Source organism: Mesorhizobium sp. M0306 (genome assembly GCF_040321655.1).
Taxonomy (GTDB): domain Bacteria; phylum Pseudomonadota; class Alphaproteobacteria; order Rhizobiales; family Rhizobiaceae; genus Mesorhizobium.
On sequence record NZ_JAMYRY010000003.1, the window covers coordinates 110,063 to 132,454 of the forward strand.

The 22,392-nt window shown below is 64.1% G+C and carries 22 protein-coding genes and 1 pseudogene; 12 read left to right on the forward strand and 11 right to left on the reverse strand.

Annotation, left to right across the window (positions count from 1 at the left end; all coding sequences use genetic code 11):
* The first annotated feature begins 157 nt into the window (after window positions 1–157).
* Window positions 158–1,078 (forward strand): bifunctional 5,10-methylenetetrahydrofolate dehydrogenase/5,10-methenyltetrahydrofolate cyclohydrolase, encoded by a 921-nt coding sequence (locus tag NKI95_RS07430; protein WP_352715431.1) that lies wholly within the window; start codon window positions 158–160, stop codon window positions 1,076–1,078.
* A gap of 12 nt (window positions 1,079–1,090) precedes the next feature.
* Here NKI95_RS07430 and glcF read toward each other — a convergent pair whose 3' ends face one another.
* The 5 genes from glcF to NKI95_RS07455 form a co-directional block, all read right to left on the reverse strand.
* Window positions 1,091–2,422, reverse strand: a complete 1,332-nt coding sequence (gene glcF, locus NKI95_RS07435) for a glycolate oxidase subunit GlcF (RefSeq protein WP_352715434.1) — start codon at window positions 2,420–2,422, stop codon at window positions 1,091–1,093.
* Window positions 2,423–2,490: 68 nt separating this feature from the next.
* On the reverse strand, window positions 2,491–2,874 hold the full coding sequence (locus tag NKI95_RS07440; RefSeq protein WP_352715436.1) for a DUF4870 family protein: 384 nt from the start codon (window positions 2,872–2,874) through the stop codon (window positions 2,491–2,493).
* Window positions 2,871–4,127, reverse strand: coding sequence for an FAD-binding protein (locus NKI95_RS07445; RefSeq protein ID WP_352715439.1), 1,257 nt, complete (start codon window positions 4,125–4,127; stop codon window positions 2,871–2,873). Before NKI95_RS07445 ends, NKI95_RS07440 begins: the two co-directional genes overlap by 4 nt.
* Window positions 4,128–4,320: 193 nt before the next feature.
* Window positions 4,321–5,817, reverse strand: coding sequence for an FAD-linked oxidase C-terminal domain-containing protein (locus NKI95_RS07450; protein ID WP_352715442.1), 1,497 nt, complete (start codon window positions 5,815–5,817; stop codon window positions 4,321–4,323).
* Window positions 5,818–5,952: 135 nt separating this feature from the next.
* Entirely contained in the window at window positions 5,953–7,287 is a 1,335-nt protein-coding gene (locus tag NKI95_RS07455) for a DUF3422 family protein (protein WP_352715445.1), read from the reverse strand.
* A 315-nt stretch (window positions 7,288–7,602) separates the two neighbouring features.
* Between NKI95_RS07455 and NKI95_RS07460 the strand changes: the two genes are divergently transcribed.
* The 3 genes from NKI95_RS07460 to NKI95_RS07470 are packed head-to-tail and all read left to right on the forward strand — an operon-like array spanning window position 7,603 to window position 10,406.
* Window positions 7,603–8,406: a FadR/GntR family transcriptional regulator gene (locus NKI95_RS07460; RefSeq protein WP_352715447.1), complete on the forward strand. Its 804-nt coding sequence runs from the start codon at window positions 7,603–7,605 to the stop codon at window positions 8,404–8,406.
* 54 nt (window positions 8,407–8,460) lie between these two features.
* A complete protein-coding gene (locus tag NKI95_RS07465; RefSeq protein ID WP_352517917.1) occupies window positions 8,461–9,597 on the forward strand; it encodes an alpha-hydroxy acid oxidase in 1,137 nt (378 codons plus the stop codon).
* Between the two features lie 38 nt (window positions 9,598–9,635).
* Complete coding sequence (locus tag NKI95_RS07470) at window positions 9,636–10,406, forward strand: metallophosphoesterase (RefSeq protein WP_352715837.1); 771 nt, start codon at window positions 9,636–9,638, stop codon at window positions 10,404–10,406.
* 39 nt (window positions 10,407–10,445) lie between these two features.
* On the opposite strand, the gene NKI95_RS07475 is transcribed toward NKI95_RS07470, so the two are convergent.
* Window positions 10,446–10,577: a hypothetical protein gene (locus NKI95_RS07475; protein ID WP_352715860.1), complete on the reverse strand. Its 132-nt coding sequence runs from the start codon at window positions 10,575–10,577 to the stop codon at window positions 10,446–10,448.
* A gap of 372 nt (window positions 10,578–10,949) precedes the next feature.
* On the opposite strand from NKI95_RS07475, the gene NKI95_RS07480 reads away from it, so the two are divergent.
* Complete coding sequence (locus NKI95_RS07480) at window positions 10,950–11,252, forward strand: hypothetical protein (protein WP_352715450.1); 303 nt, start codon at window positions 10,950–10,952, stop codon at window positions 11,250–11,252.
* Here the strand turns inward: NKI95_RS07480 and NKI95_RS07485 are convergent.
* Window positions 11,244–11,957: a type 1 glutamine amidotransferase gene (locus NKI95_RS07485; RefSeq protein ID WP_352715451.1), complete on the reverse strand. Its 714-nt coding sequence runs from the start codon at window positions 11,955–11,957 to the stop codon at window positions 11,244–11,246. The genes NKI95_RS07480 and NKI95_RS07485 overlap by 9 nt on opposite strands.
* A gap of 74 nt (window positions 11,958–12,031) precedes the next feature.
* On the opposite strand from NKI95_RS07485, the gene NKI95_RS07490 reads away from it, so the two are divergent.
* From NKI95_RS07490 to NKI95_RS07505, 4 genes are all read left to right on the forward strand, one after another.
* Window positions 12,032–12,679 (forward strand): hypothetical protein, encoded by a 648-nt coding sequence (locus NKI95_RS07490; protein ID WP_352715453.1) that lies wholly within the window; start codon window positions 12,032–12,034, stop codon window positions 12,677–12,679.
* 31 nt (window positions 12,680–12,710) lie between these two features.
* Window positions 12,711–13,445 (forward strand): 16S rRNA (uracil(1498)-N(3))-methyltransferase, encoded by a 735-nt coding sequence (locus NKI95_RS07495; protein WP_352715455.1) that lies wholly within the window; start codon window positions 12,711–12,713, stop codon window positions 13,443–13,445.
* Window positions 13,446–13,631: 186 nt separating this feature from the next.
* Complete coding sequence (locus tag NKI95_RS07500; protein ID WP_352715458.1) at window positions 13,632–15,005, forward strand: glutamate--cysteine ligase; 1,374 nt, start codon at window positions 13,632–13,634, stop codon at window positions 15,003–15,005.
* A gap of 102 nt (window positions 15,006–15,107) precedes the next feature.
* Entirely contained in the window at window positions 15,108–15,995 is an 888-nt protein-coding gene (locus tag NKI95_RS07505) for a DUF937 domain-containing protein (RefSeq protein WP_352715460.1), read from the forward strand.
* A 191-nt stretch (window positions 15,996–16,186) separates the two neighbouring features.
* On the opposite strand, the gene NKI95_RS07510 is transcribed toward NKI95_RS07505, so the two are convergent.
* Window positions 16,187–16,477, reverse strand: coding sequence for a DUF1127 domain-containing protein (locus NKI95_RS07510; RefSeq protein WP_352715463.1), 291 nt, complete (start codon window positions 16,475–16,477; stop codon window positions 16,187–16,189).
* Window positions 16,478–16,655: 178 nt separating this feature from the next.
* Between NKI95_RS07510 and NKI95_RS07515 the strand changes: the two genes are divergently transcribed.
* The 3 genes from NKI95_RS07515 (at window position 16,656) to NKI95_RS07525 (ending at window position 20,387) form a co-directional block, all read left to right on the forward strand.
* The gene (locus NKI95_RS07515; RefSeq protein ID WP_023716458.1) at window positions 16,656–17,612 is read left to right on the forward strand and encodes a LysR substrate-binding domain-containing protein; all 957 of its coding nucleotides are present in this window, start codon (window positions 16,656–16,658) and stop codon (window positions 17,610–17,612) included.
* Window positions 17,613–17,686: 74 nt separating this feature from the next.
* A complete protein-coding gene (xseA, locus tag NKI95_RS07520; protein ID WP_352715465.1) occupies window positions 17,687–19,252 on the forward strand; it encodes an exodeoxyribonuclease VII large subunit in 1,566 nt (521 codons plus the stop codon).
* Window positions 19,253–19,259: 7 nt separating this feature from the next.
* Window positions 19,260–20,387: a DmpA family aminopeptidase gene (locus NKI95_RS07525; RefSeq protein ID WP_352715468.1), complete on the forward strand. Its 1,128-nt coding sequence runs from the start codon at window positions 19,260–19,262 to the stop codon at window positions 20,385–20,387.
* Between the two features lie 60 nt (window positions 20,388–20,447).
* On the opposite strand, the gene NKI95_RS07530 is transcribed toward NKI95_RS07525, so the two are convergent.
* From NKI95_RS07530 to NKI95_RS07540, 3 genes and pseudogenes are all read right to left on the reverse strand, one after another.
* The gene (locus NKI95_RS07530; protein ID WP_352715470.1) at window positions 20,448–20,702 is read right to left on the reverse strand and encodes a hypothetical protein; all 255 of its coding nucleotides are present in this window, start codon (window positions 20,700–20,702) and stop codon (window positions 20,448–20,450) included.
* 576 nt (window positions 20,703–21,278) lie between these two features.
* Window positions 21,279–21,623, reverse strand: coding sequence for an Atu4866 domain-containing protein (locus NKI95_RS07535; protein WP_352715472.1), 345 nt, complete (start codon window positions 21,621–21,623; stop codon window positions 21,279–21,281).
* Window positions 21,623–22,350: pseudogene (locus NKI95_RS07540) on the reverse strand (SDR family oxidoreductase). The gene NKI95_RS07535 and the pseudogene NKI95_RS07540 overlap by 1 nt, the downstream one beginning before the upstream one ends.
* Between the last annotated feature and the right edge of the window lie 42 nt (window positions 22,351–22,392).

The following is a 22,392-nucleotide window of genomic DNA, read 5'->3' on the forward strand; positions in this document are numbered from 1 at the left end:
GTGCTGCCCTTTTTGTTTCCGCCAACGCCAGCAAGAATTGCCGGGAAGATTTCGCCGGCACGTCGCGCGACCGGCATAGCGGTTCGTTTTTCGCGCTGCCTTTTCGCGGTTGCTTTGCTATGTGGCGGCTAAAGTTCCAGACAAAGGCCCTATCCCGATGACCCTCTCCGACGACAGCCGCTATCTCAGGGGCGGCCCGGTTGCCCAACGCATCATCGCCGGCGTGCGCGAGGACGCGGCAATCGCCACGGCCGAAGGCTTTCCGCCCAAGCTGGTGTCGATCACCGTCGGCGACACCGCGGCGGTCGACGTCTATGTCCGCAACCAGCGCGCCAAGGCGGGGCTTGCCGGCATCGGCTTCGAGGAAAGGCGTTTTCGCGCCGACATCACCGCCGGCGAACTCGAAGCGGCGATCCACGGCCTGAACGCCGACCCGCGCGTCACCGGCATCATCATCCAGCGTCCGGTACCGGTGCACATCCCGATCAAGACGCTGCAGGCGGCGGTGCATCCGCTCAAGGATGTCGAGGGCATGCATCCGGCCTCGATCGGCAACATCGTCTATAACCAGCTCGACCTGGCGCCCTGCACCGCGGCCGCTTCGGTCGAACTGCTCAGGGAAACCGGCCTCGACCTCAAGGGGCTCGAAGTGGTGGTCGTTGGCCATTCAGAGATCGTCGGCAAGCCGATCGCTTTCCTTTTGATGAGCGAAGGCGCGACGGTGACCGTCTGTCACCACATGACGCGTTCGGTGGCGGCACACGCACGCCGCGCCGACGCGCTGTTCGTCGCCGTCGGCAAGCCGCGGCTGATCAAGGCCGACATGGTCAAGCCAGGCGCCGCCGTAATCGATATCGGCATCAATTCGGAGATCGGGCCGGACGGCGAAAGCCGCATCGTCGGCGACGTCGATACCGAGAGCGTCAAGCATGTCGCGTCTTGGATCACGCCGGTGCCGGGCGGCGTCGGCCCGATCACCGTGGCGATCCTGCTGCGCAACACGATGGTGGCGCTCAGCCGGCAGCGGGCACGCTACCAGGCGACCTACGGCACGGCGGACAGACTGGCGGCAGAGTAGGCGACTGGCGGATCACTTGGCCGTGACGACTGCCCTCTCTTCGCGAACGCCTTCGGGCTTCGGCCCACCATAAGCCCAGTCGAGCAGTTTTATCGTGTGCACCACCGGCATCTTCGCAGCCGAGGCGATCTGGGTGATGCAGCCGATATTGCCGGTGGCGACGATTTCAGCACCGGTCGCTTCGATATTCCTGACCTTGCGGTCGCGCAGCGTCGCCGAAATCCCGGGCTGCAGGATGTTGTAGGTGCCGGCGGACCCGCAGCACAAATGCCCTTCGCGCGGCTCGCGCACGACGAAGCCAGCTCTAGCCAGAAGCTCCTTCGGCTGGCGGGTGATCTTCTGGCCGTGCTGCATCGAGCAGGCGGAATGATAGGCGACGACCGTGCCCGGCTTGCGCACCGGCTCCGGCAGGTCGAGGCCTGCCAGATATTCGGTGATGTCCCTGGCCAGCGCCGAGACGCGCGCCGCCTTGTCGACATAGGCCGGATCGAGGCGCAGCAGGAAGCCGTAATCCTTGATGGTGGTGCCGCACCCGGAGGCAGTAATGATTATCGCGTCGAGCCCGCCTTGCTCGATCGCGCGCGTCCAGGCGTCGACGTTCCGCCGGGCGGAGGCCAAGGCAGCGTCCTCGCGTCCCATGTGATGCACCAGCGCGCCGCAGCAGCCCTCGCCCTGGGGCACCACGACCTCGACGCCAAGCCGGGTCAGCAGCGAAATCGCAGTTTCGTTGATGCCAGGATCGAGCACGGATTGCGCGCAGCCGGTGAGGATGGCGACGCGGCCATTTTTCTTCGCTCCCTGCCCGGCATGGACGCCCGGCGAGGCCATCGGCGAGCCTGCCGGGACCGACGCCGGTGCGAGCCTCAGCATGGCGCCCAGAGGCCTCAAGGCCTGGATTTTCTCAAACAGGCCGGCGAATGGCTGGCCGAGCTTCGCCAGCTTGAGCGCCGCGCGAAAACGCGAGGGATAAGGCAGCACGAAGGCCAGCATGGCGCGCGTCAGACGATCGGCCAGCGGACGCTTGTAGGTCTCCTCGATATGGGCGCGGGCGTGGTCGACCAGATGCATGTAATTGACGCCCGACGGGCAGGTGGTCATGCAGGCAAGGCAGGACAGGCAGCGGTCGATATGGGTGACGATCTCCTTGTCTGCCGGACGGCCGTTTTCCAGCATGTCCTTGATCAGGTAGATCCGGCCGCGCGGTGAATCCAGTTCGTTGCCGAGCGTCACATAGGTCGGGCAGGTGGCGGTACAGAAGCCGCAATGCACGCATTTGCGCAGGATCTTCTCCGATTCCGCGACATGCGGATCGGCGAGCTGGGCAAGCGAAAAGGAGGTCTGCACGTAAACGAATCCTTACCGTTTGAGCATGATCTTTTCCAAAAACCGGTACCCACTTTTTGGGATCATGCTCATAGCCCGAGGAACCAGCTTTCCGGGTTCTTGACCGGCTCGCCGCGCTGCAGCGCCTGCAGGCCGAGAATGCAGCGGGCGATGAACCAGACGGCAACGGCAACCATCAGCACGACACCAATGACCACGATCATCAGCAGCGCCGAGATCAGCGCATAGAGCAGGCCGATCCAGAAGGTGCGGATCAGGAATGTGTAATGGCTCTCGACGAAGCCGCCGGCCTTGCCGCGATTGATATAGGCCAGGACGATGCCGACAATGCCGCTGACGCCGATGGCTAGGCCGGCGAGATAGAGGATGTAGATGACCAGCGCATTGGTCGGACCGGGCTCCAGCCAGCGGTCGGTCTGGCGTGACGTACCGTTTTGACCTGGATCGCTCATTGTGCTTCTCCCTCGGTTGCCGGGGCGAGAGTAGCAGAGCCTGCGCCCGGCGCCATACGCCCGGGATTGAGGATGTTCTTCGGGTCGAATTCGGCCTTCAGCCGCGCCGACAGTGCTGCCAGTTGCGGCGCTTGCGGTTCGAACACCGGTATCGCAGCGCGGTGCGCAGGGGCGGCACGCACCAGCGTCGCATGGCCGCCGCCATGTTTTTTGATCAAGCCGCGCAACAGGCCGGCCTCGGGATCGTCCTGCTGCATGCGCAGCCAGATCAGCCCGCCCTGCCAATCGTAGAGGGCATCGACCGCGGCCTGCATGCGCAGCGCCAGCACCATACGGTGGCCCTGCGACGGCGCCATCGAGACGCGCCACACCGGCCTTTCGCTGCCGTCGGCGAACGGCGCGCAGTCGCGGATATCGCGCCAGACCGAATACGAGACCGAACCGGAAATCTCCTGCAGCGGCCCGGCGTTTTTCAGCAGGTCTTTCAGCGCGGCGATGCGGTAGGCGACCGATGGGCCGAAACCCTCGATGCGCAGCAGCGTCGCCGCATCTGTGCCGAGACTGCCACCGGCGACGCGCGCGGCGACCCGTTCGGGAAGATGGGCCGCACTCGACACTTCCGCGCTCGTGCCCAGCGCCAGCGCCATGGCGGCGGCGGCATGATCGTCGAGCAGGCCGCGGATTGCGAGCGTGGCCTCTGTCTCGGCTGAAGGCAGCACCTTGAAGGTGACGTCGGTGAGCACCGCCAGCGTGCCCCAGCTGTTGGCCATCAGCTTGGAGAGATCATAGCCGGTGACATTCTTGACCACGCGGCCGCCCGACTTGAAGGCCTCGCCGCGCCCGGAAACGGCCGCTATGCCGAGGATATGGTCGCGCGCAGCCCCGGCCTTCAGCCGCCGCGGGCCGGAAAGGTTCGCGGCGAGTGCGCCGCCGATCGTGCCTCGCGCTGCCTCACCGCCGAGCAGCGGGCCGTAGTCCATCGGCTCGAAGGCCAGTTGCTGGCCGTTTTCGGCAAGCAGGCTTTCGATCTCTGCCAGCGGCGTGCCGGCTTTCGCCGACAGCACCAGCTCGGCCGGCTCATAGAGCGTGACGCCGGAGAGTTTGGAAAGGTCGAGCGTATGCTCGCCCTGCTGCGGCCGGCCGATGCCGCGCTTGGAACCATGGCCGATGATTTCGAGCGGCGAGTCTTCCGCGGCTGCCCAAGCGATGGTGGAGAGGGTTTCCGCGGCGGTTGAGGGGGTGAAGGTGGTCATGGCGATACGCCGCGTTCCTTCGCGCCCCCCTCTGTCCTGCCGGACATCTCCCCCTCTAGGGGGGAGATTGGCAGCCTTGCGGACGGAGCTCTTTTTTGAAGATTGGCGAAAGCCGAAGTGACATCCGATCTCCCCCCTTGAGGGGGAGATGTCCGGCAGGACAGAGGGGGGTGTTCAAGCGCCAACATCCCGATCAAAACCTCGGAATGTCCGGGAACGCCAGTTGCCCGCGATGCACGTGCATCCGCCCGAGTTCGGCGCATCGCCTCAGCTGCGGAAATACCTTGCCCGGGTTGAGCAGGTGGTTGGGGTCGAAGGCGCATTTGACGCGCATCTGCTGGTCGAGGTCGATCTGGTTGAACATTTCCGGCATCAGGTCGCGCTTCTCGACGCCGACCCCGTGCTCGCCGGTCAGCACGCCGCCGACCTTGACGCAGAGCCGCAATATGTCGGCGCCGAAGCTTTCCGCCTTGTCGAGTTCGCCCGGCACATTGGCGTCATAGAGGATCAGCGGGTGCAGATTGCCGTCGCCGGCGTGGAAGACATTGGCGACGCCGAGCCCGTATTTCTGCGACAGTTCGCGCATGCCGGCGAGGACGCGCGGCAGTTCCTTGCGCGGTATGGTGCCGTCCATGCAGTAATAGTCGGGCGAGATGCGGCCGACCGCCGGGAAGGCTGCCTTGCGGCCGGCCCAGAAACTCAGCCGCTCCTGCTCCGACTGCGACGTGCGGCATGTGGTCGAGCCGTTCCTGTAGGCAATGGCTTCGACCAGGCCGATTAGATGGTCGACCTCGACACCCGGCCCATCCAGTTCGACGATCAGCAGCGCCTCGACATCCAGGGGATAGCCGGCCTGGACGAAATCCTCGGCGGCGTGGATGGCCGGGCGGTCCATCATCTCCATGCCGCCCGGGATGATGCCGGCGCCGATGATGTCGGCGACGCATTGGCCGGCCTGCTCGCTGGTCGGAAAGCCGATCAGCAGCGCCCGCGCCGTCTCCGGCTTCTTCAGGATGCGCACGGTGACCTCGGTGACGACACCGAGCAGTCCTTCGGAGCCGGTCATGACGCCGAGCAGGTCGTAGCCTTCCGCGTCGAGATGGCTGCCGCCGAGGCGGACCACCTCGCCATTCATCAGCACCATCTCGATGCCGAGCACATTGTTGGCGGTGAGACCGTATTTCAGGCAGTGCACGCCGCCGGAATTTTCCGCGACATTGCCGCCGATCGAGCAGGCGATCTGGGAGGATGGATCGGGGGCGTAATAGAAGCCCTCCTGCTCGACGGCGGTGGTGATGCCGAGATTGGTAACGCCGGGCTGGGCGACGACGATGCGGTTCTGAAAATCGATCTCGAGGATGCGATTGAAGCGGCTCATCACCAGCAGCACCGCGTCCTCCAGCGGCAGCGCGCCGCCGGAGAGCGAGGTGCCGGAGCCGCGCGGCACGACGCGGACATTGCGGTCGCTGCAATATTTCAGCACGCGCGAGACCTGCGCCACGGTTTGCGGCAGTACAACGACCAGCGGCAATTGCCGGTAGGCGGTGAGCCCGTCGCTCTCGAAGGCCCGCATTGCATTGGCGGCATCGACGACGCCCTCGCCCGGCACGATGATGCGCATATCGGCGACGATCTCGTCGCGCCGGCGCATCGTGGCGTCGTCTGGTTTCGGCATGGCAAGGCCGGACATCGACAGCCTCCTTCGATCGACTGGTAAAAATCTTTTACCAGCGACGGCCGCCGGTTGCAAATGCCGCTTTGGCCGGGATGAGAGGCTATGGCCGGCACAGCCTTCCGCAGCGGCAATCTGCCGCTGCGCCCGACACTACTCGCCCGGCTGCTTGCCGGGTTCGGAGTGCATGCGGCGGACACGGCGCACGCCCCACCAGACGAGCACGACGGCGAGCGGCACCGAGGCGGCGGTGACCATTTCCGGCGCGAAGGCATGGCCGAAGATCGAGGCGCCCTTGGCGACGTAGCCGATGAGGCCGACGACATAATAGGAAACGGCGGCGACCGAGAGCCCCTCCACCGTCTGCTGCAGACGCAATTGCAGGCGGGCGCGATTGTTCATCGATGCCAAAAGATCGCGGTTCTGCTTCTCGACCTCGACGTCGACCCAGGTGCGCAGCAGCGTGGTGGCACGGGTGAGCTTCGTCGACAGGTTGGCCTGACGCTCCTCGACCGAACGGCAGGTACGCATCGCCGGCGCGACGCGGCGCTGCAGAAAACCACCCCAGGTGTCGTAGCCGGGCACCGCCTCTTCCTCGAGCGCCTCCAGCCGTTCGCGGACGATGCCGTCATAGGCGCGGCTGGCGCCGAAGCGGTAGAGGCTGGAGGCGGCATCGGCCTCCAGCTCGGCGGCCAGTTCGGTCAAGTCGGCAAGTAGCGTCTGGCTGTCCCGGGTCTCGGCGACCTTCATTTCCAGCGTGGTCTGGGCCAGCCTGTCCTCGATGCGGCGAGCACGCCCCGAAAGCGTCAGCGCCAGTGGCAGGCCGAGCATGGCCAGCGTGCGGTAAGTTTCGATGTCGATCAGCCGCTGCGACAGTGCCCCGGTGCGCGCCGGCGTCAGGCCGCGGTCGAGCACCAGCATGCGGGTCAAGCCGTCGCCATCCTGACGGAAATCGGTGACGATGGCTGCGTTGCCGCGCTCGACCAGCGAGTAGCACAGGCTGGTCGGGTCGAAGCCGGCGATCAGTTTTTCGTTCGCCGGCGTCCATTTGCGGATTTCCAGCCTGATGCCGGAAATCACCGTGCCCGGCGGCGAAAACCCGTTGCCGAAGGGTGTGTCTTCTTGCCCCCTGCCGTTTTCGGCGAGCGGGCCTTCCCAGAGATAGGTCGAGAACTCCGTGTGCCGTTCCCAGCGCAGCGAGCCTTTGCCCCATTTCATCGCGTGGTGGCGGGCGTGAGGGTCGGGCGCGGCGATGCCGAGGCGTCGCGACAATTCGGAAAGCACGGCCTGATCGACGCCGGATCCAGCTTCGGTCATGAAGGAAAGTTGCACCAGCACGCGCGGCTTGTCGACCAGCGGGTGCGGCCGGGCGTGGACCTCGCCAAGCGCGCCGGGGCGACCTTCATGCGCCGGAAAGCCCATGACGCTGCCGCCCACGGCTTTGGCGCGCAGCTGGAATTCGAGGTTGGACGGGTCGGCGTCTGGCACGGCTGGTCCCCCAGGCTTCTCTGAGCCCTTTGGCAATGATGTCCCTCTAGAGCGGTTCATCGTTTCACGGAAACGCCGAACCGCTCTATCTCTTTGATTCTGCGCAATTCCGGACGGAAAACCGTTTCACACTATTCCTGGAATTGCTCTAGAGGCAATCTCCAGAGGACGCAAACAGCCAGTTTAGCTGAAGGTGATATGAAGCCGCAGCTGTGAAACCGACCCGGCCCCGGGGCGAATTGGATAAATAATTTGACCAGTTGGCGACGCTGGCTTTATCTTGCGCGACATCGGTTCAACCCCCAGGCATTCCGTTTGAGCGACATTTTCTCCCGGATCGAGCATTCGTGCACCGCCGACGAGGTGGTGCAGCAGATCGAGAGCCTGATCCTCGAAGGCGTCCTGCGCACCGGCGACCGGCTGCCGGGCGAGCGCGAGCTGGCGCGCCAGTTCGAGGTGTCGCGGCCGATCCTGCGCGATGCCTTGAAGGCCTTGGAAGGGCGCGGGCTGTTGACGACACGGCCAGGCGGCGGCACCCATGTCGCCGACGTCATCGGCCAGCTGTTCACCAAGCCAGTGACCGACCTGATCTCGATGCATCGCAAGGCGATGACCGACTATCTGGAGTACCGCCGCGAGATCGAGGCGGTCGCGGCGGAGTATGCGGCGCGGCGCGCCACATCGGACGATCTGGCGCTGCTCGACCGCATCATGGCGCGCATGGACGAGGCGCACCGGACCGGCAATTTCGACGACGAGGCGGAAATCGACGTCGAGTTCCATCACGCGATCTGCGAATGCGCGCACAACATCATCCTGCTGCACACGCTGCGCTCCTGTTATCGGCTGCTGTCGGAAGGCGTGTTTCAGAACCGGCGGCTGGTGTTCAGCATGCCGGGCGCGCGCGAGGCGCTGCTTTCGCAGCACCGGGCAATCTACACGGCGGTTAAGGCCGGCGATCCGGCCGCGGCGCGGCAGGCGGCGATGGACCACATCTCCTATGTCGAACGGTCGATGGCGGAGGCCGAGCGCAGCGGCGACTGGCAACGCGTGTCGCGGCTGAGGCTCAGGCAGCGCTCCGAGTCCGGTGACGGCGAGGCGGCAAGAAAACAGCCGTAGGCACCGGCCAGAAAATTCAACGACGACCAGCGAAGAACCAGCGGAAAAAGATCCATGAGCAGCATTCTCACCATCGCCGACCTCAAGGACCTGGCGCGCCGCCGCGTGCCGAAGATGTTCTTCGACTACGCCGATTCCGGCGCCTGGACCGAAAGCACCTACCGCGCCAACGAAGAGGATTTCCAGAAGATCAAGTTTCGCCAGCGCGTGCTTGTCGACATGGACAACCGCTCGCTGGAATCAACCATGATCGGCGAGAAGGTGACGATGCCGGTGGCGCTGGCGCCGACCGGCATGACCGGCATGCAGCATCCGGACGGCGAGATGCTGGCGGCGCAGGCGGCGGAAGAATTCGGTGTGCCGTTCACGCTGTCGACAATGAGCATCTGCTCGATCGAGGATGTCGCGTCGGTGACCAGGAAGCCGTTCTGGTTCCAGCTCTATGTGCTGCGCGACAAGGACTTCGTCTTCGATTTGATCGACCGCGCAAAAGCGGCGAAATGTTCGGCGCTGGTGCTGACGCTCGACCTGCAGATCCTCGGTCAGCGCCACAAGGATATCCGCAACGGGCTTTCGGCGCCGCCGCGAATGACGCCGAAGCACATCTGGCAGATGGCAACAAGGCCGCGCTGGTGTGTCGGCATGGCCGGGACAAAGCGACGGAGCTTCCGCAACATCGTCGGCCATGCCAAGGGCGTCGGCGACCTCGCCTCGCTGTCGTCGTGGACGAAGGAGCAGTTCGATCCGCATCTGTCGTGGAAGGATGTCGCCTGGATCAAGGAGCGCTGGGGCGGCAAGCTGATCCTGAAAGGCATTCTCGACAAGGAAGATGCGCTGATGGCGGCCAGAACGGGTGCCGACGCGATCATCGTATCCAACCATGGCGGCCGCCAGCTCGACGGCGCCTCGTCGTCGATCATGGCACTCGAAGAGATCGCCGACGCCGTCGGCGACACGATCGAGGTGCATATGGACGGCGGCATCCGCTCCGGCCAGGACGTGCTGAAGGCGCTGTGCCTCGGCGCCAAGGGCACCTATATCGGCCGGCCTTTCCTGTACGGCCTCGGCGCACTCGGCAAGGAAGGGGTTACCAAGACGTTGGAAATCATCCGCAAGGAGATGGACATAACGCTGGCACTGTGCGGAAAGCGCCTGGTCACCGACATGGGCAAGGATCAGCTTCGGCGCTAAAGTCCCGTGACGGCATGATCACGGAGGCGACGCAGGCATTGACGGAGCCCGGCATCAGTTTCTACGAGGCGCGCGGACCGCAAGGCATGCGCCTTTACGCGATCGGGGATGTGCACGGCCGGCTCGACCTGCTGACCGCCATGCACCGGCGGATCGAGGCGGAGCTCAGTCAAAGGCCGTCGGTCGATTGGCGCGTGATCCATCTCGGCGACTATGTCGACCGGGGCCCGGACTCCAGGGGCGTCATCGATTTCCTGATCGACGCGCAAAGACGCGATCCGCGTCACCTGATGCTGGCCGGAAATCATGATCTCGGCTTCCTCGATTTTCTCGATGTCCCCGACCCGGACGGGCTGTTCATGCGCTATGGCGGCATCCAGACGGCGCTATCCTATGGCGTGTCACTCGGTGGGGGCAGCGCCTGGTTTGGCCGCGCCGATGCGGCACTGCGGCAAGGGCACGCCGCACTGGTCGAGGCGGTGCCGCAGAACCATGTCGAATTCCTGCGCTCGCTGACCTTTTCAGTGACATTCGGCGACTTCTTCTTCTGCCATGCCGGCATCCGGCCCGGCGTTGCGCTGGCAAGCCAGAGCCGGCAAGACCTGATCTGGATCCGCGAGGTCTTCCACGATCACACCGGTCTTCATCCGAAGATCGTGGTGCACGGCCATACGCCGGTGCCCAAGGCCGAGATCACCGGCAACCGCGTCAATGTCGACACACTCGCCTGGCAGTCGGGCAACCTCACCGCGCTCGTGGTGGACGGCGCGGACAAGCATATCCTGACAGTCACGGGTGAGCCGGCTTAGGGAGGTTGTTGATATTCAGCCGAGGCTGCGGCGTGGAGCCTAGCGAAGCGCGGCGGTGACGCCGTAGCCGTCGACGGCATTGTGGTCGTTGGCCGCGTCGGCGGAATAAATGCCGAGGCCGCACAAGACGATAGCCGACAACATGACAAAGGACAAAAAGGCTGCTTTCACGGACGTCATCTCTTGTTGAGCTTCCTGCATCTATGCACGAGCGGGTTACCAATGCGTTGAAACGCAAAACACGTCGCAAATGTCTGACGGTTTCGCGCTTCTAGGCATGTTCTGTATCGGCGGTGTGTCGCGCGGGTCACAAGGTTCATCGCGGTTGCACGCAAGATGCAGAGCGGGCGCCTTTTAGGCTGGCGGACAGACACAGGCCAAGGATGAAACGCGTTTTCCCCGGCGGATTTGCCGCCGCGTGCCAAATATGCAACGTCGGCGCTGACAGCCGTCAGATCGCCGGGTATTGTCTCAGGTCTGAGATGATGGCGCCGTTGCGTCGAAGCCCGGCCCACGTGCCCCTACAAAAAGCGCGCCTTTCGAATGAGTGAGCTTAAGATCGTCGCGAGAGGTACGTGGTACTACGACGGCCTGATCCCTTATCGCGTCGAGATCTACGCCTTTCCTGCTCGCGACTCGTCTTCTCGTTTTGCTGAAGACGGGGAACTCACAGGCGAGTACGACGAGAGCATTCCAATCCCAGAGACAAAGGACGGCTTTCTGTACGCATGCACTCCCTTCTTTTCTGGGGAGCATCTTTCGATCGATGACGTGAAGAACTGGGCTGCCGCCCAACCTTGGGCTCCTGTCACATGGGAGTGGACGGGCGACGCAGTTTCAAACTGAGAAGCTACCGATCATCGCCACCCAGGCGCGGGCGATGGCCAGGCCGGCGGCATCGGCTTGCGGTCCGTTGCGGGCCATTTCATCGTCGAGCCGGCCCGCCCATTCAGGATGCCGCTCGGCGATCAGCGGCGCGAAGGACGTGCTCCAGTCGCGAACCATCGGCCGATCGGCCTCGAAATGGAACTGGAAGCCGTAGACGGCGCGGCCGATGCGGAACGCCTGGTTCGCGGCGACGGCGTTGCCGGCCAGCCGCACGGCAGTCTCGGGCAAGACAAAGGTGTCGTCGTGCCATTGGAAGATCGGGAATTTTTCAGGCAAGGCGGCGAGCACCGGATCGGCCTGCGCCGCCGCGGTAAGCGCGACCTCGTGCCAGCCGAATTCCGAGGCACCGCCTATCTGGTTCTCGCCGCCAAAGGCGCGCGCTACCAACTGGCTGCCAAGGCAGATGCCGAGCACCGAGCGATCCCTCTCGCCAAAGTCGCGCGTCAGATCGAGCAGACCCGGGAAATAAGGGCAGAGCTCGTCGTCCAGCGCATTCTGGGCGCCGCCGAGCACCACCATGGCGTGATGCTCGCCGCTATCTTGCGGCAGCGCGTCGCCGCGATAGGGCCGGCGCAGGTCGATATCGGCGCCCGCCTCGACAAGCGCCGCGCCGATCTGACCAAGGCCCTCATTGTCGAAGTTCTGGACAACCAAGACCCGCATCGAAACCTGCTGACATGAAATTGATGCAGCGAGCGATATCATGGCGCCAGCATTGCAGCCAACAGGGAATGCCTATGCCACTACAAAACCGGGTCGATCCGTTCGGCGCCATCCATGCCGTGCCGGAGCGCGGCCTGTTCATGGGCAATCGCGGCATCATTCACGACCCCGAGACCAGAACGCTGTTGAAGAAGCGCTGGGCGCTGCAAGCCTGGATCATCTGCGTCTGCGAATACGGCGACGTGCGGCGCGAGCCGATGGGGCGCAACCGGGCTGGCGGCAAGGCCGGCTGGACCGAGCTGTTTTTCCTCGACGAGGTGACGGCACTTGCCGCCGGGCACCGGCCCTGCTTCTTCTGCCGGCGCGAGCGGGCCAGGGATTTTGTCCAGCGCTTCGGCGACGCCTTCGGCATTGCCGAGCCACGCGCGCCGCAACTCGACAAGCGCCTGCACAAGGAGCGCCTGGCATCGGGCGGACCGGCGCCGAGACTGAAACCGGAGGCGCTTGCGGACTTGCCGGACGGCACGATGATCTCGTCGGGAAACAGGGCGTACGCCCTGTTTGACGGCGCCGCGCTGCCCTGGAGTTTCGGCGGCTATGGCGAACCGGTGGGATTCGGCGGTTTTACCGACAGTCCAATCCGCCTGCTCACGCCGGCGACAACTGTTTCGGTGCTAAGGCAGGGCTACAAACCTGTCTGGCACGCCACAGCGGAGACTTGACGCCGGGGACAGCCTCGACCATTCCTCGACGATGCGCGCCAATTACAAGATGCAGCGGCTGTTCGTGCCAGACGGGCTTGGACCGGATACCGAGTTCGACATCGGCCCGCAGCAGAGCCATTATCTCTCGCATGTGCTGCGGCTCGGCGAAGGCGCCGAGCTTCTGGTCTTCAACGGTCGCGACGGCGAATGGTCGGCGGCGATCGCCACGAAGTCGAAGAAAGCTGTACGCCTGAAGGTGCTGGAGCTGCAGCGGCCGCAGCCGCGGCTGCCCGATCTCATCTATTGCTTCGCGCCGCTGAAGCAAGGACGGCTCGACTACCTCGTGCAAAAGGCGGTGGAGATGGGCGCCGGCATCCTGCAGCCGGTCATCACCCAGCATACGCAAGTGGCAAAACCCGGCATCGAGCGCCTGCGCGCCAATGTCGTCGAGGCGGCCGAACAATGCGGCATATTGGCGGTGCCGGAGCTGCGCGAGGCGGAAAAATTCGAGCGCCTGCTCAGCAACTGGGACCGAGAGCGGCGGCTGATCTTCTGCGATGAGGACGCATCGACCAATAATCCCCTGCCCGCATTGCAGGCGGTGCGGGAGAACAAGCTCGGTCTGCTGGTCGGGCCGGAGGGCGGCTTTTCCGACGAGGAACGCAGGATGTTGAGAGCCCAGCCCTTCGTTACCGCCATTCCGCTCGGGCCGCGCATCCTGAGGGCGGATACGGCGGCGGTGGCGGCACTGGCGCTGATCCAGGCGACAATCGGCGATTGGTGATCAATTCCAGTTACCCTCTGGCTCAGGATTTTTCGCTTGATCGGCTACTGACATTTCGTCCATCTAGCGCCGGCGGTGGGCGCGCGTCCTTTCGGGCGCGCAAAGGACGCTGTAGCATATTGATTGGGCACCTGATCCTTTCCGAAAATCGAAGCCGGTTTTCGGGGTCATGTGCGGAGGGCTATTATGGCGCGCGATACTACCGATTTCCGGCCGATAGAAGGCGTCGACGAACTTGTCGAACACCTGGCCGAAGGCAACAAGCCGCGCGACAAATGGCGGATCGGCACCGAGCACGAGAAATTCCCATTCTATGTCGACGGCAATGCGCCGGTGCCCTATGGCGGCGAGCGCGGCATCCGCGCCATCCTCGAAGGCATGCAGAACAAACTCGGCTGGGACCCGATCATGGATGCCGGCCGCATCATCGGCCTGGTCGAGCCGACCGGCCAGGGCGCGATCTCGCTGGAGCCAGGCGGCCAGTTCGAGCTGTCCGGCGCGCCGCTGGAGACGATCCACCAGACCTGCCGCGAAGGCAATGCGCATCTGGCGCAGGTGCGCGAGATCGCCGAACCGATGGGCATTCGTTTTCTCGGCCTTGGTGGCAGCCCGAAATGGTCGCTGGCCGAGACGCCGAAGATGCCGAAATCGCGCTACGAGATCATGACCCGCTACATGCCCAAGGTCGGCACCAAAGGCCTCGACATGATGTACCGGACCTGCACGATCCAGGTGAACCTCGACTTCGAGAGCGAGGCCGACATGCGCCGCAAGATGCAGGTGTCGCTGAAGCTGCAGCCACTGTCGACGGCGCTGTTTGCCAACTCGCCCTTCACCGAAAGCCGGCCGAACGGCTTGCAGAGCTGGCGCGGCGAGATCTGGCGCGACACCGACAATCAGCGCTCCGGCCTGCTCGACTTCTGCTTCTCGCCCGATTTCGGCTTTGCCGATTATGTCGAATGGGCGCTCGACGTGCCGATGTATTTCGTCATCCGCGACGGCCAGTACCACGACATGACGCACGTCACCTTCCGCCAGTTCATGGCAGGTGCTGCCCGCAACGAATTGCCGGACGGGCTGCCGACGATGGGCGACTGGGCGAACCATCTGTCGACGCTGTTTCCGGACGTGCGGCTGAAGCGCTTTCTCGAAATGCGCGGCGCCGATGGCGGGCCGTGGCGGCGTATCTGCGCGCTGCCGGCCTTCTGGGTCGGGCTGCTCTATGACGCGGCGGCGCTCGACGCGGCCGAGGCGCTGACTTCGAGCTGGAGCTATGACGAAGTGCTGGCAATGCGCAACGCAGTGCCGGAACAGGGCATTTCGGCGCCCTTCCGCAACACGACGTTGCGCGAGATCGCCCGCGACGTGCTCATCATCTCGCGCATGGGACTGAAGAACCGCGGCCGCAAGAACCGCGACGGCTACGACGAGACCTCGTTCCTCAACACGCTCGACGAGGTCGTCGCGCGCGGCACCACCAGCGCCGAAGAGATGCTCTCGGCCTACCACACACGCTGGGGCGGCTCGATCGAGCCGGTGTTCATGGAATACGCGTATTAACGCTTCGCTATCCGCTTGGCCGATGGTCCGGCAAATTTGCTTCAATCAGTGATGGAAACGAACTAGGCTTCTCCAACGAGGATTTTCCCGGAGGAGAAAACAATGCCTTCCTTGTTCGATATTCTGGCGCAGGCCCAGAACGGCAACGGCATGCAGGCGCTGGCCCAGCAGTTCGGGCTTTCGCAGCAGCAGACGCAGGCGGCGGTCGCGGCGCTTCTGCCGGCCTTTTCGCAGGGGCTGAAGCGCAACACGGCGGACCCTTATGGACTCGGCTCCTTCATGACGGCGATGGCCAGCGGGCAGCATGCCAAATATTTCGAGGATGCAAGCCGGGCCTTCTCGCCGCAGGGCCTCGATGAAGGCAACGGCATTCTGGGGCATTTGTTCGGCTCGAAGGACCTGTCGCGCGCAGTCGCCAGCCAGGCCGCGCAGGCGAGCGGCGTCAGCCAGCAGGTCCTGCAGCAGATGCTGCCGGCAATCGCCTCGATGATGATGGGCGGATTGTTCAAGCAGACCACCAACCAGCTAGGCGGGCAGATGCATGCGGCAGGCGGTGGCGGCAATCCGCTCGGCGAGCTCATCGAGCAGATGATGCGGCAGGCGGGCGGCGGCAGCCAGGCGCCGCAACAGACGCAGAGCCCTTACGGCGACAACCCGCTCGGCAAGGTGTTGCAGGACATGTTCGGCGGTGCGCAACAGCCGCAGAACCAGCCTCGGCAGACACAGAACCCTTATGGTGACAATCCGCTCGGCAAGGTGCTGCAGGACATGTTCGGCGGTGGCGCACAACAACCGCAGCCGCAGCCGCGTCAGGCGCCCCAGCAGCCCCAGGCGCCGCAGCCGCAGGCCAATCCGAGCGGCAGGCCGAGAAATCCGTTCGACGACCTGTTCGGCAAGATGTTCGAGACGGGCGCCCAGCAGCGCGACGACTACCAGAAAGGCATGGAGTCGATCTTCGACCAGTTCAAGCAGGGCATGGGCCGGCGGTAGAACCTGTTCCATCCCGATAAAAATCGCGATGGGGCTCTGTCAGTGCCGCCCAAAAAGAAAGCCCGGTCCTGGGAGGACCGGGCAGCGCGCAGGCTGGCCGGGGGGATCCGGCAGGGAGTGGGGAGCCTGCGTAACTTGGTGGCGTCGTGCCTCAAAAGGGTTCAATGCGCCCGAACGGCGAAACCACGCGATCAGGCCACCTTGCGGGCAAGATCCTCGATCGTTTCGGCGCGCTCGACCGCGATAACGCGAAGCCTCTCGGTCGGATCGCGGCCAAAGGGTACACCGACAGCGACGTGCAGGTCGGCGCGGGTCAGGCCGATGTCGGCGAGCTCGGCATCCGACATCTCGCCGAGGCGATAAAAGGCGCGGCGGTTTTTCCAGGCGCGGTAAACATTGGCAGCGGCATTGGCCACGCGCGTCGCAACGGCCGGACGCGAGGTGATGCGCGAGGTCTCGGTAGCGAAATCAAACGTAGCCATGTCGGTCTCCTTCACATTCGAACGGGCGAAACCGGTCGATCGGGCGCTGGCGACAGCGGCCGTTCCGGCTTCGATTCACATGCCTTCATGTGGACAATGCGAATTTGCCACGGCGCGATTGATTAATCCAACGAATGTTTCTAATCTTTAGCATCAGCATCAATGATGGATTAGGCCGATGAAAGCGCCGCTCGATCTCGATCAGTTGCAGACCTTCATCTCGATTGTCGACACCGGCAGCTTTACCCGCGCGGCGGAAGCGGTGCATCGGACCCAGTCTGCGGTGTCGATGCAGATGCGGCGGCTGGAGGAACGGATCGGCAAGCCGCTGTTCGAAAAAGACGGCCGCACCAACAGGCTGACCGAGGAAGGCGACAGACTGCTCTCCTACGCAAGGCGGCTGCTCTATCTCAACAAGGAAACACTGGCCGCCTTCGACGACCGCCGGCTCGAAGGCACCATCCGCATCGGCACGCCGGACGATTATGCCGATCGCTTCCTGCCAGAGATCATGGCGCGGTTTGCCCGTTCCAACCCGCATGTCGAACTGACCGTTATCTGCGAACCGACGCCGGGACTGGTCGAACACATCAAGCGCGGCAATCTCGACCTGGCGCTGGTGACGCACAACGACGCGCGCGGCCAGTCGGAAGTGGTGCGGCGCGAACCGCTGCTGTGGGTCACCTCGGCCAACCATGCGACGCATGAACAACCGATCCTGCCGATGGCCTTCGGCCGGCCGAACTGCATCTGGCGGCGGGCCGCCGCCGACGTGCTCGACCAGCAGAACCGCGACTACCGCATCCTGTTCACCAGCTTCTCGGCTACCGTCATCGCCGCGGCGGTGCTTTCCGGCCTGGCGATCTCGGTGCTGCCGGAATGCGCGCTGCGGCCCGGCATGCGGGTGCTGGGCGAGGCCGACGGTTTCGGCGCCCTGCCCGATTGCCGTATCGGCATCATGCGCGGCCAGACCTCGCGGCCGGAGATCGTCGATGCGCTCGCGCGCCACATTTCGGAGAGCCTCGACAATATTTCCGTGCCGCTCGGCGAGGAGACCGGCACGTTCGATTTCGCCGCCCTCGCCTTCGCCAAGATGAAGCGGACCAAGCCGAACCAGATCCTGCCGGGCTGGTGAGGGATCGCGCAATTGGGGCGTACATCGAACACGGCCGCCTTGACGGCGGGCAACAACCGTCCCCCAATCGGCCGATGAGCGACGCAGCATCCGAATCACGCACCAACGCCACCGAATATACGGTGAGCGAGATTTCCGGCGCGCTGAAGCGTACGGTCGAGGACGTCTTCGGCAATGTACGGGTGCGCGGCGAGATTTCCGGCTATCGCGGACCGCACTCCTCCGGCCATGCCTATTTCTGCCTGAAGGACGATCGCGCGCGGCTCGACGCCGTGGTGTGGAAGACCACGATGAGCCGGCTGAAATTCCGTCCAGAGGAAGGCATGGAGGTGATCGCCACCGGCAGGCTCACCACCTATCCCGGAAAATCCAATTACCAGATCGTTATCGACAATCTCGAGCCGGCCGGTGCCGGTGCGCTGATGGCGCTGCTGGAAGAGCGCAAGCGCCGGCTGCAGGCTGAAGGCCTGTTCGATGCGGCGCGCAAGCGCCGGCTGCCGTTCATGCCGTGCGTCATCGGCGTGGTCACCTCGCCGACAGGCGCCGTCATCCGCGACATCATCCACCGCATCAAGGACCGGTTTCCGCTGCACGTGCTCGTCTGGCCGGTGCGGGTGCAGGGCGAGACGGCGGGTGCGGAAGTGACTGCTGCCGTCAACGGCTTCAACGCACTGCCATGGGACGGCGCCATCGCGCGGCCCGATCTGTTGATCGTGGCGCGCGGCGGCGGGAGCCTGGAGGACCTGTGGGGCTTCAACGACGAAGCGCTCGCCCGGGCCGTCGCCGCATCGGGCATTCCGGTGATTTCCGCCGTCGGCCACGAGACCGACTGGACGCTGATCGATCTGGCGGCGGATGTGCGGGCGCCGACGCCGACAGGCGCCGCCGAGATCGCCGTGCCGGTCAAGGTCGACCTCGAAGCGACGCTTGCCGGCCTTGGCGCGCGGTTGAAGACCGCACTGTCGCGCAATTTCGAACGCAAGCGGCAAGCGGCGCGCGCGGCCGCCCGTGCGCTGCCCTCGCCCGACCAGTTGCTGGCGCTGCCGCGGCGGCGCTTCGACGAGGCGACGAGCCGGCTCGGCCGGGCGCTGTCGGTCAGCGTCGAGCGCAAGCGGGGCAGGCTTCTGGGGCAGCGGCTGACGCCGGCCACCTTGTCGCGGCGCATGAACGAGGCGCGCACACTGACCCGTCGCGACCTCGCCCGTGCGCAAGCGGCATTCTTCGCCATCGTGCGCGAGCGTCGGGCGCGGTTTTCGCGCACGGCCGCGAGACTCTCACCGGCGCCGATCGCCAGACGGCAGAAACTGCAAGGCGATGCCCTGCTGGCACTGACACGGCGGCAGGACCAGGCGATTTCAAGACGGCTGGACCGCCTGCGTGGAAAACTGACGCAGGCCGACCGGCTGCTGGCGACGCTCTCGCACAAGGCCGTGCTGGCGCGAGGCTTCGCGCTGGTCAAGGATGTGGACGGCGCCGTGGTCAAGCACGCGGCAGAAGTTGTGTCGGGGATGGCGCTTTCGCTGGAGTTCGCCGACGGCACCGCCGATGCAGTCGCCATCAGTGGCACGGCGCGGCCGAAGACGGTTGCCAAGCCCGCGGCCAAGCTCAAGGCGCCGGGCGGCCAAGGTTCGCTTTTCTGAGGAAAAAATGACCGACCCGCATCTTGCGACGCCCTCGGGCAAACTGCGCGCCCGCGCCTTCGCGATCCCATTCGATGGCACGCCAAGCCGCTTCAATGCCATCACCGATGTGCCCGGCGTGACGGTCGGCTATACCACGCTGATCTCAGGGGACGGGCCGCTCGTCGTCGGCAAGGGTCCGGTACGCACCGGCGTGACCGCGATCCTGCCACGGCCCAGAGACGAGTTGGCCGTCCCTGCGTTTGCCGGCGTGTTCAGCGCCAATGGCAATGGCGAACTGACCGGCTCGCATCTGATAGAGGAGCTCGGAGCGTTCAACCTTCCCATCACCATCACCAACACGCATTCCTGCGGCGTCAGCCGCGACGCAACGTTGCGCTGGATGCAGATGGTGCTGCCGCAATCGCTCGACAGCGCCTGGGCGCTGCCGGTGGCGGGCGAGACTTACGACGGCTTCCTCAACGATATCAACGGCCATCATGTGAGCTTCGAGCACGTGTTTTCCGCGCTCGAAACGGCTGAAACCGGGCCGATCGAAGAGGGTAGCGTCGGCGGCGGCACCGGCATGATCACCTTCGGCTTCAAGGCAGGGTCCGGCACATCCTCGCGCAGCGTCGACTGGAACGGAGCGCGCTTCACGATCGGCTGCTTCGTCCAGTCGAATTTCGGTGCACGGCGAAACCTCGTGATCCGTGGCATCAGGGCCGGAGCAGAACTCGCCGAACCGGCGATCCGGGACAACACGCCGCGAGCGGAAAAGAGCTCGATCATCGCGATCGTGGCCACCGATGCGCCGTTCATGCCGCATCAGATGAAACGGCTGGCGAAACGCGTGCCGCTCGGCGTCGCGCTGACCGGCGGCTATGGATACAATTCATCCGGCGATATTTTTCTGGCCTTCAGCACGGCCAATGCCGATGCCGCGCGCGGCGCGGCCGGCAAGCTGGTCAGCGCCGGCTATATACCGGATGCCGACATCAACCCGTTCTTCGACGCCGTCGTTCAGAGCGTGGAGGAAGCAATCCTCAATGCTCTGGTCGCCAATGAAGACATGACCGGGCGCGACGGCAATTTCGTGCCAGCATTGCCGAAAGGGTGGCTTAAGGAGAGATTTGGCAAAGCTGCGCGGCGATGAGACCGCGCAACTGCATCAGACAGGCAATGTTGGCCCGGCAGGTTTTGCCGGGGCGATCCGTCAGCCGGCAGGCTTGTTCGAGTTCCGCTCGTCCTGTTCGGCCTCGGCCGCCTCTTCGAGCCTCGAAGCAATGAGTTCCTGAATGTCGCCGACCTCTTCCTGAATATCCTCCAGGGGTATGCCGGCTTCGGCGGCCTTGGCCGCACATTCCCTGGCGAGGGTCTCGGCCTGCTTCTCGATCCTGGCTGGCGAGGGCTGGCAGTGGACTTTTTCGCCAATCCACCCGCGCAGGAACTCGATCGCGTGTTCACTCATACTGCTGTTTCCCTAGCGGCTATGCCGGTTGGTAATCATAAACGTCGGCATCTTCGAAAAGATGCGTGCTGCCATTCGAGCCGAGTCGGCTTCGCCCGGCAAGCCGAACTTGTCCGAGGTCCACAGAGCTGAAGGGAATGGAGGGTTCAAGGAGCACGTTCTAGTTCTTGAGGACTGATTCTCTCGACGAAACTCGTTCGACCCGCGCTATTGTTTCTATTTGCTTTTTTTCGATTTTCAAGCCGTTTTAGATCACAATAAATGTCACAATAGCTAGCACTTTTACCGCGCTCTCGCTGGCAAGACGTAAAAGGCGAGCCGTCAAAGCCGCCGCTATATAGTGACAACCATTTGCAATGTCGACTCTGCTCGCGATCCTGCTTCTTTCCGCCGCGCTTGCTGGGAAATATGTGGTGTGACGGTATCGCCGATGCAACGCTGAGCGCCTCGGGCGAGGCGTGCAGTATTTTCCGCAGGCAATCTGATGGCATTCGAGGAAATGGGCGGCGATAACTGGATCGAAATGCCGTCAGCCACCATCGTTGGTTCTCAAAATCCCTGTCTCGACCCGGCTCTCTACCGCTGGCGATAGAAGATCATGCCGCCATGATAGAGAACGCCTTCGACGAACTCACCATCCGCGGTGAAGCCCGTATCGTCCCAGTATTCTACGTGGTTGCCCTGGACTTCATAGCGTCCCCGGTAGGCGCTCTCGCGGTCACCGCGCGCCTCGTCATAACGGCCGTTCGGCAGGAGTTCGTGCCTGATATGGCGATCCTCGGTGACCCACAGTCCGACGTAAGGATGATCTTGGTGCGTCATTGGTTCCTCTGCAAGGATTGGAGTTGAAGGAAGGGTCAGGCCGGTTGGAGCTACAGAAACGGCAATACCCGTAAGCACTGCGGCCAAAGTGGATCGCATCAATGCGCCGCCTTCGTCGGACGCACGACGATCTCGTTGACGTCGACATCGTCGGGCTGTTCGATTGCGTAGCGCACGGCCCTGGCGATCGCATCGGGTTGCAGGGCAATAGCACGCCACGCTTTCATGGCAGCGGCAGCGGCTTCGTCGGAGATCGTGTTCGCCAGCTCGCTTTCCACCACGCCAGGATGAATGCAGGTTACGCGGATATCGTCACTCTCCTGGCGGAGCCCATCGCAAATCGCGCGGACAGCGTATTTCGTTGCGCAATAAACGGCAGCCGTGGGCGAGACGGCCAGTGCGCCGATGGAACCGATATTGATGATATGCCCGGAGCCACGTGCCGTCATCTCAGGCAGGACCGCCGCGATGCCGTACAGAACACCCTTGATGTTGACGTCCACCATCAGCTCCCACTCGTCGACCTTCATAGCTGCCATGGCCGACAGCGGCATGACGCCCGCATTGTTGACGATGACATCGACCTGGCCCATTCGGCCCGGGCGGCATCGGCGAATGCTGCGACATCCTCCCTCCTGGTGACGTCGAGCGCTCGCACGCGAACCGTTCCACCAGCTGCCTCGATTTCGGCCGCAAGCGCTTCAAGGCGGTCGGTGCGGCGTGCGCCGAGGATCAGCTTCGCACCTGCCGCGCCAAGTTCGCGGGCGATGCCAGCACCGATGCCGCTGGAGGCACCGGTGATCAGAACAACTTTGTTCATCGTCATCGAGATGATCCTTTTGGTTCTGTGATTATTTTCACGATGTGA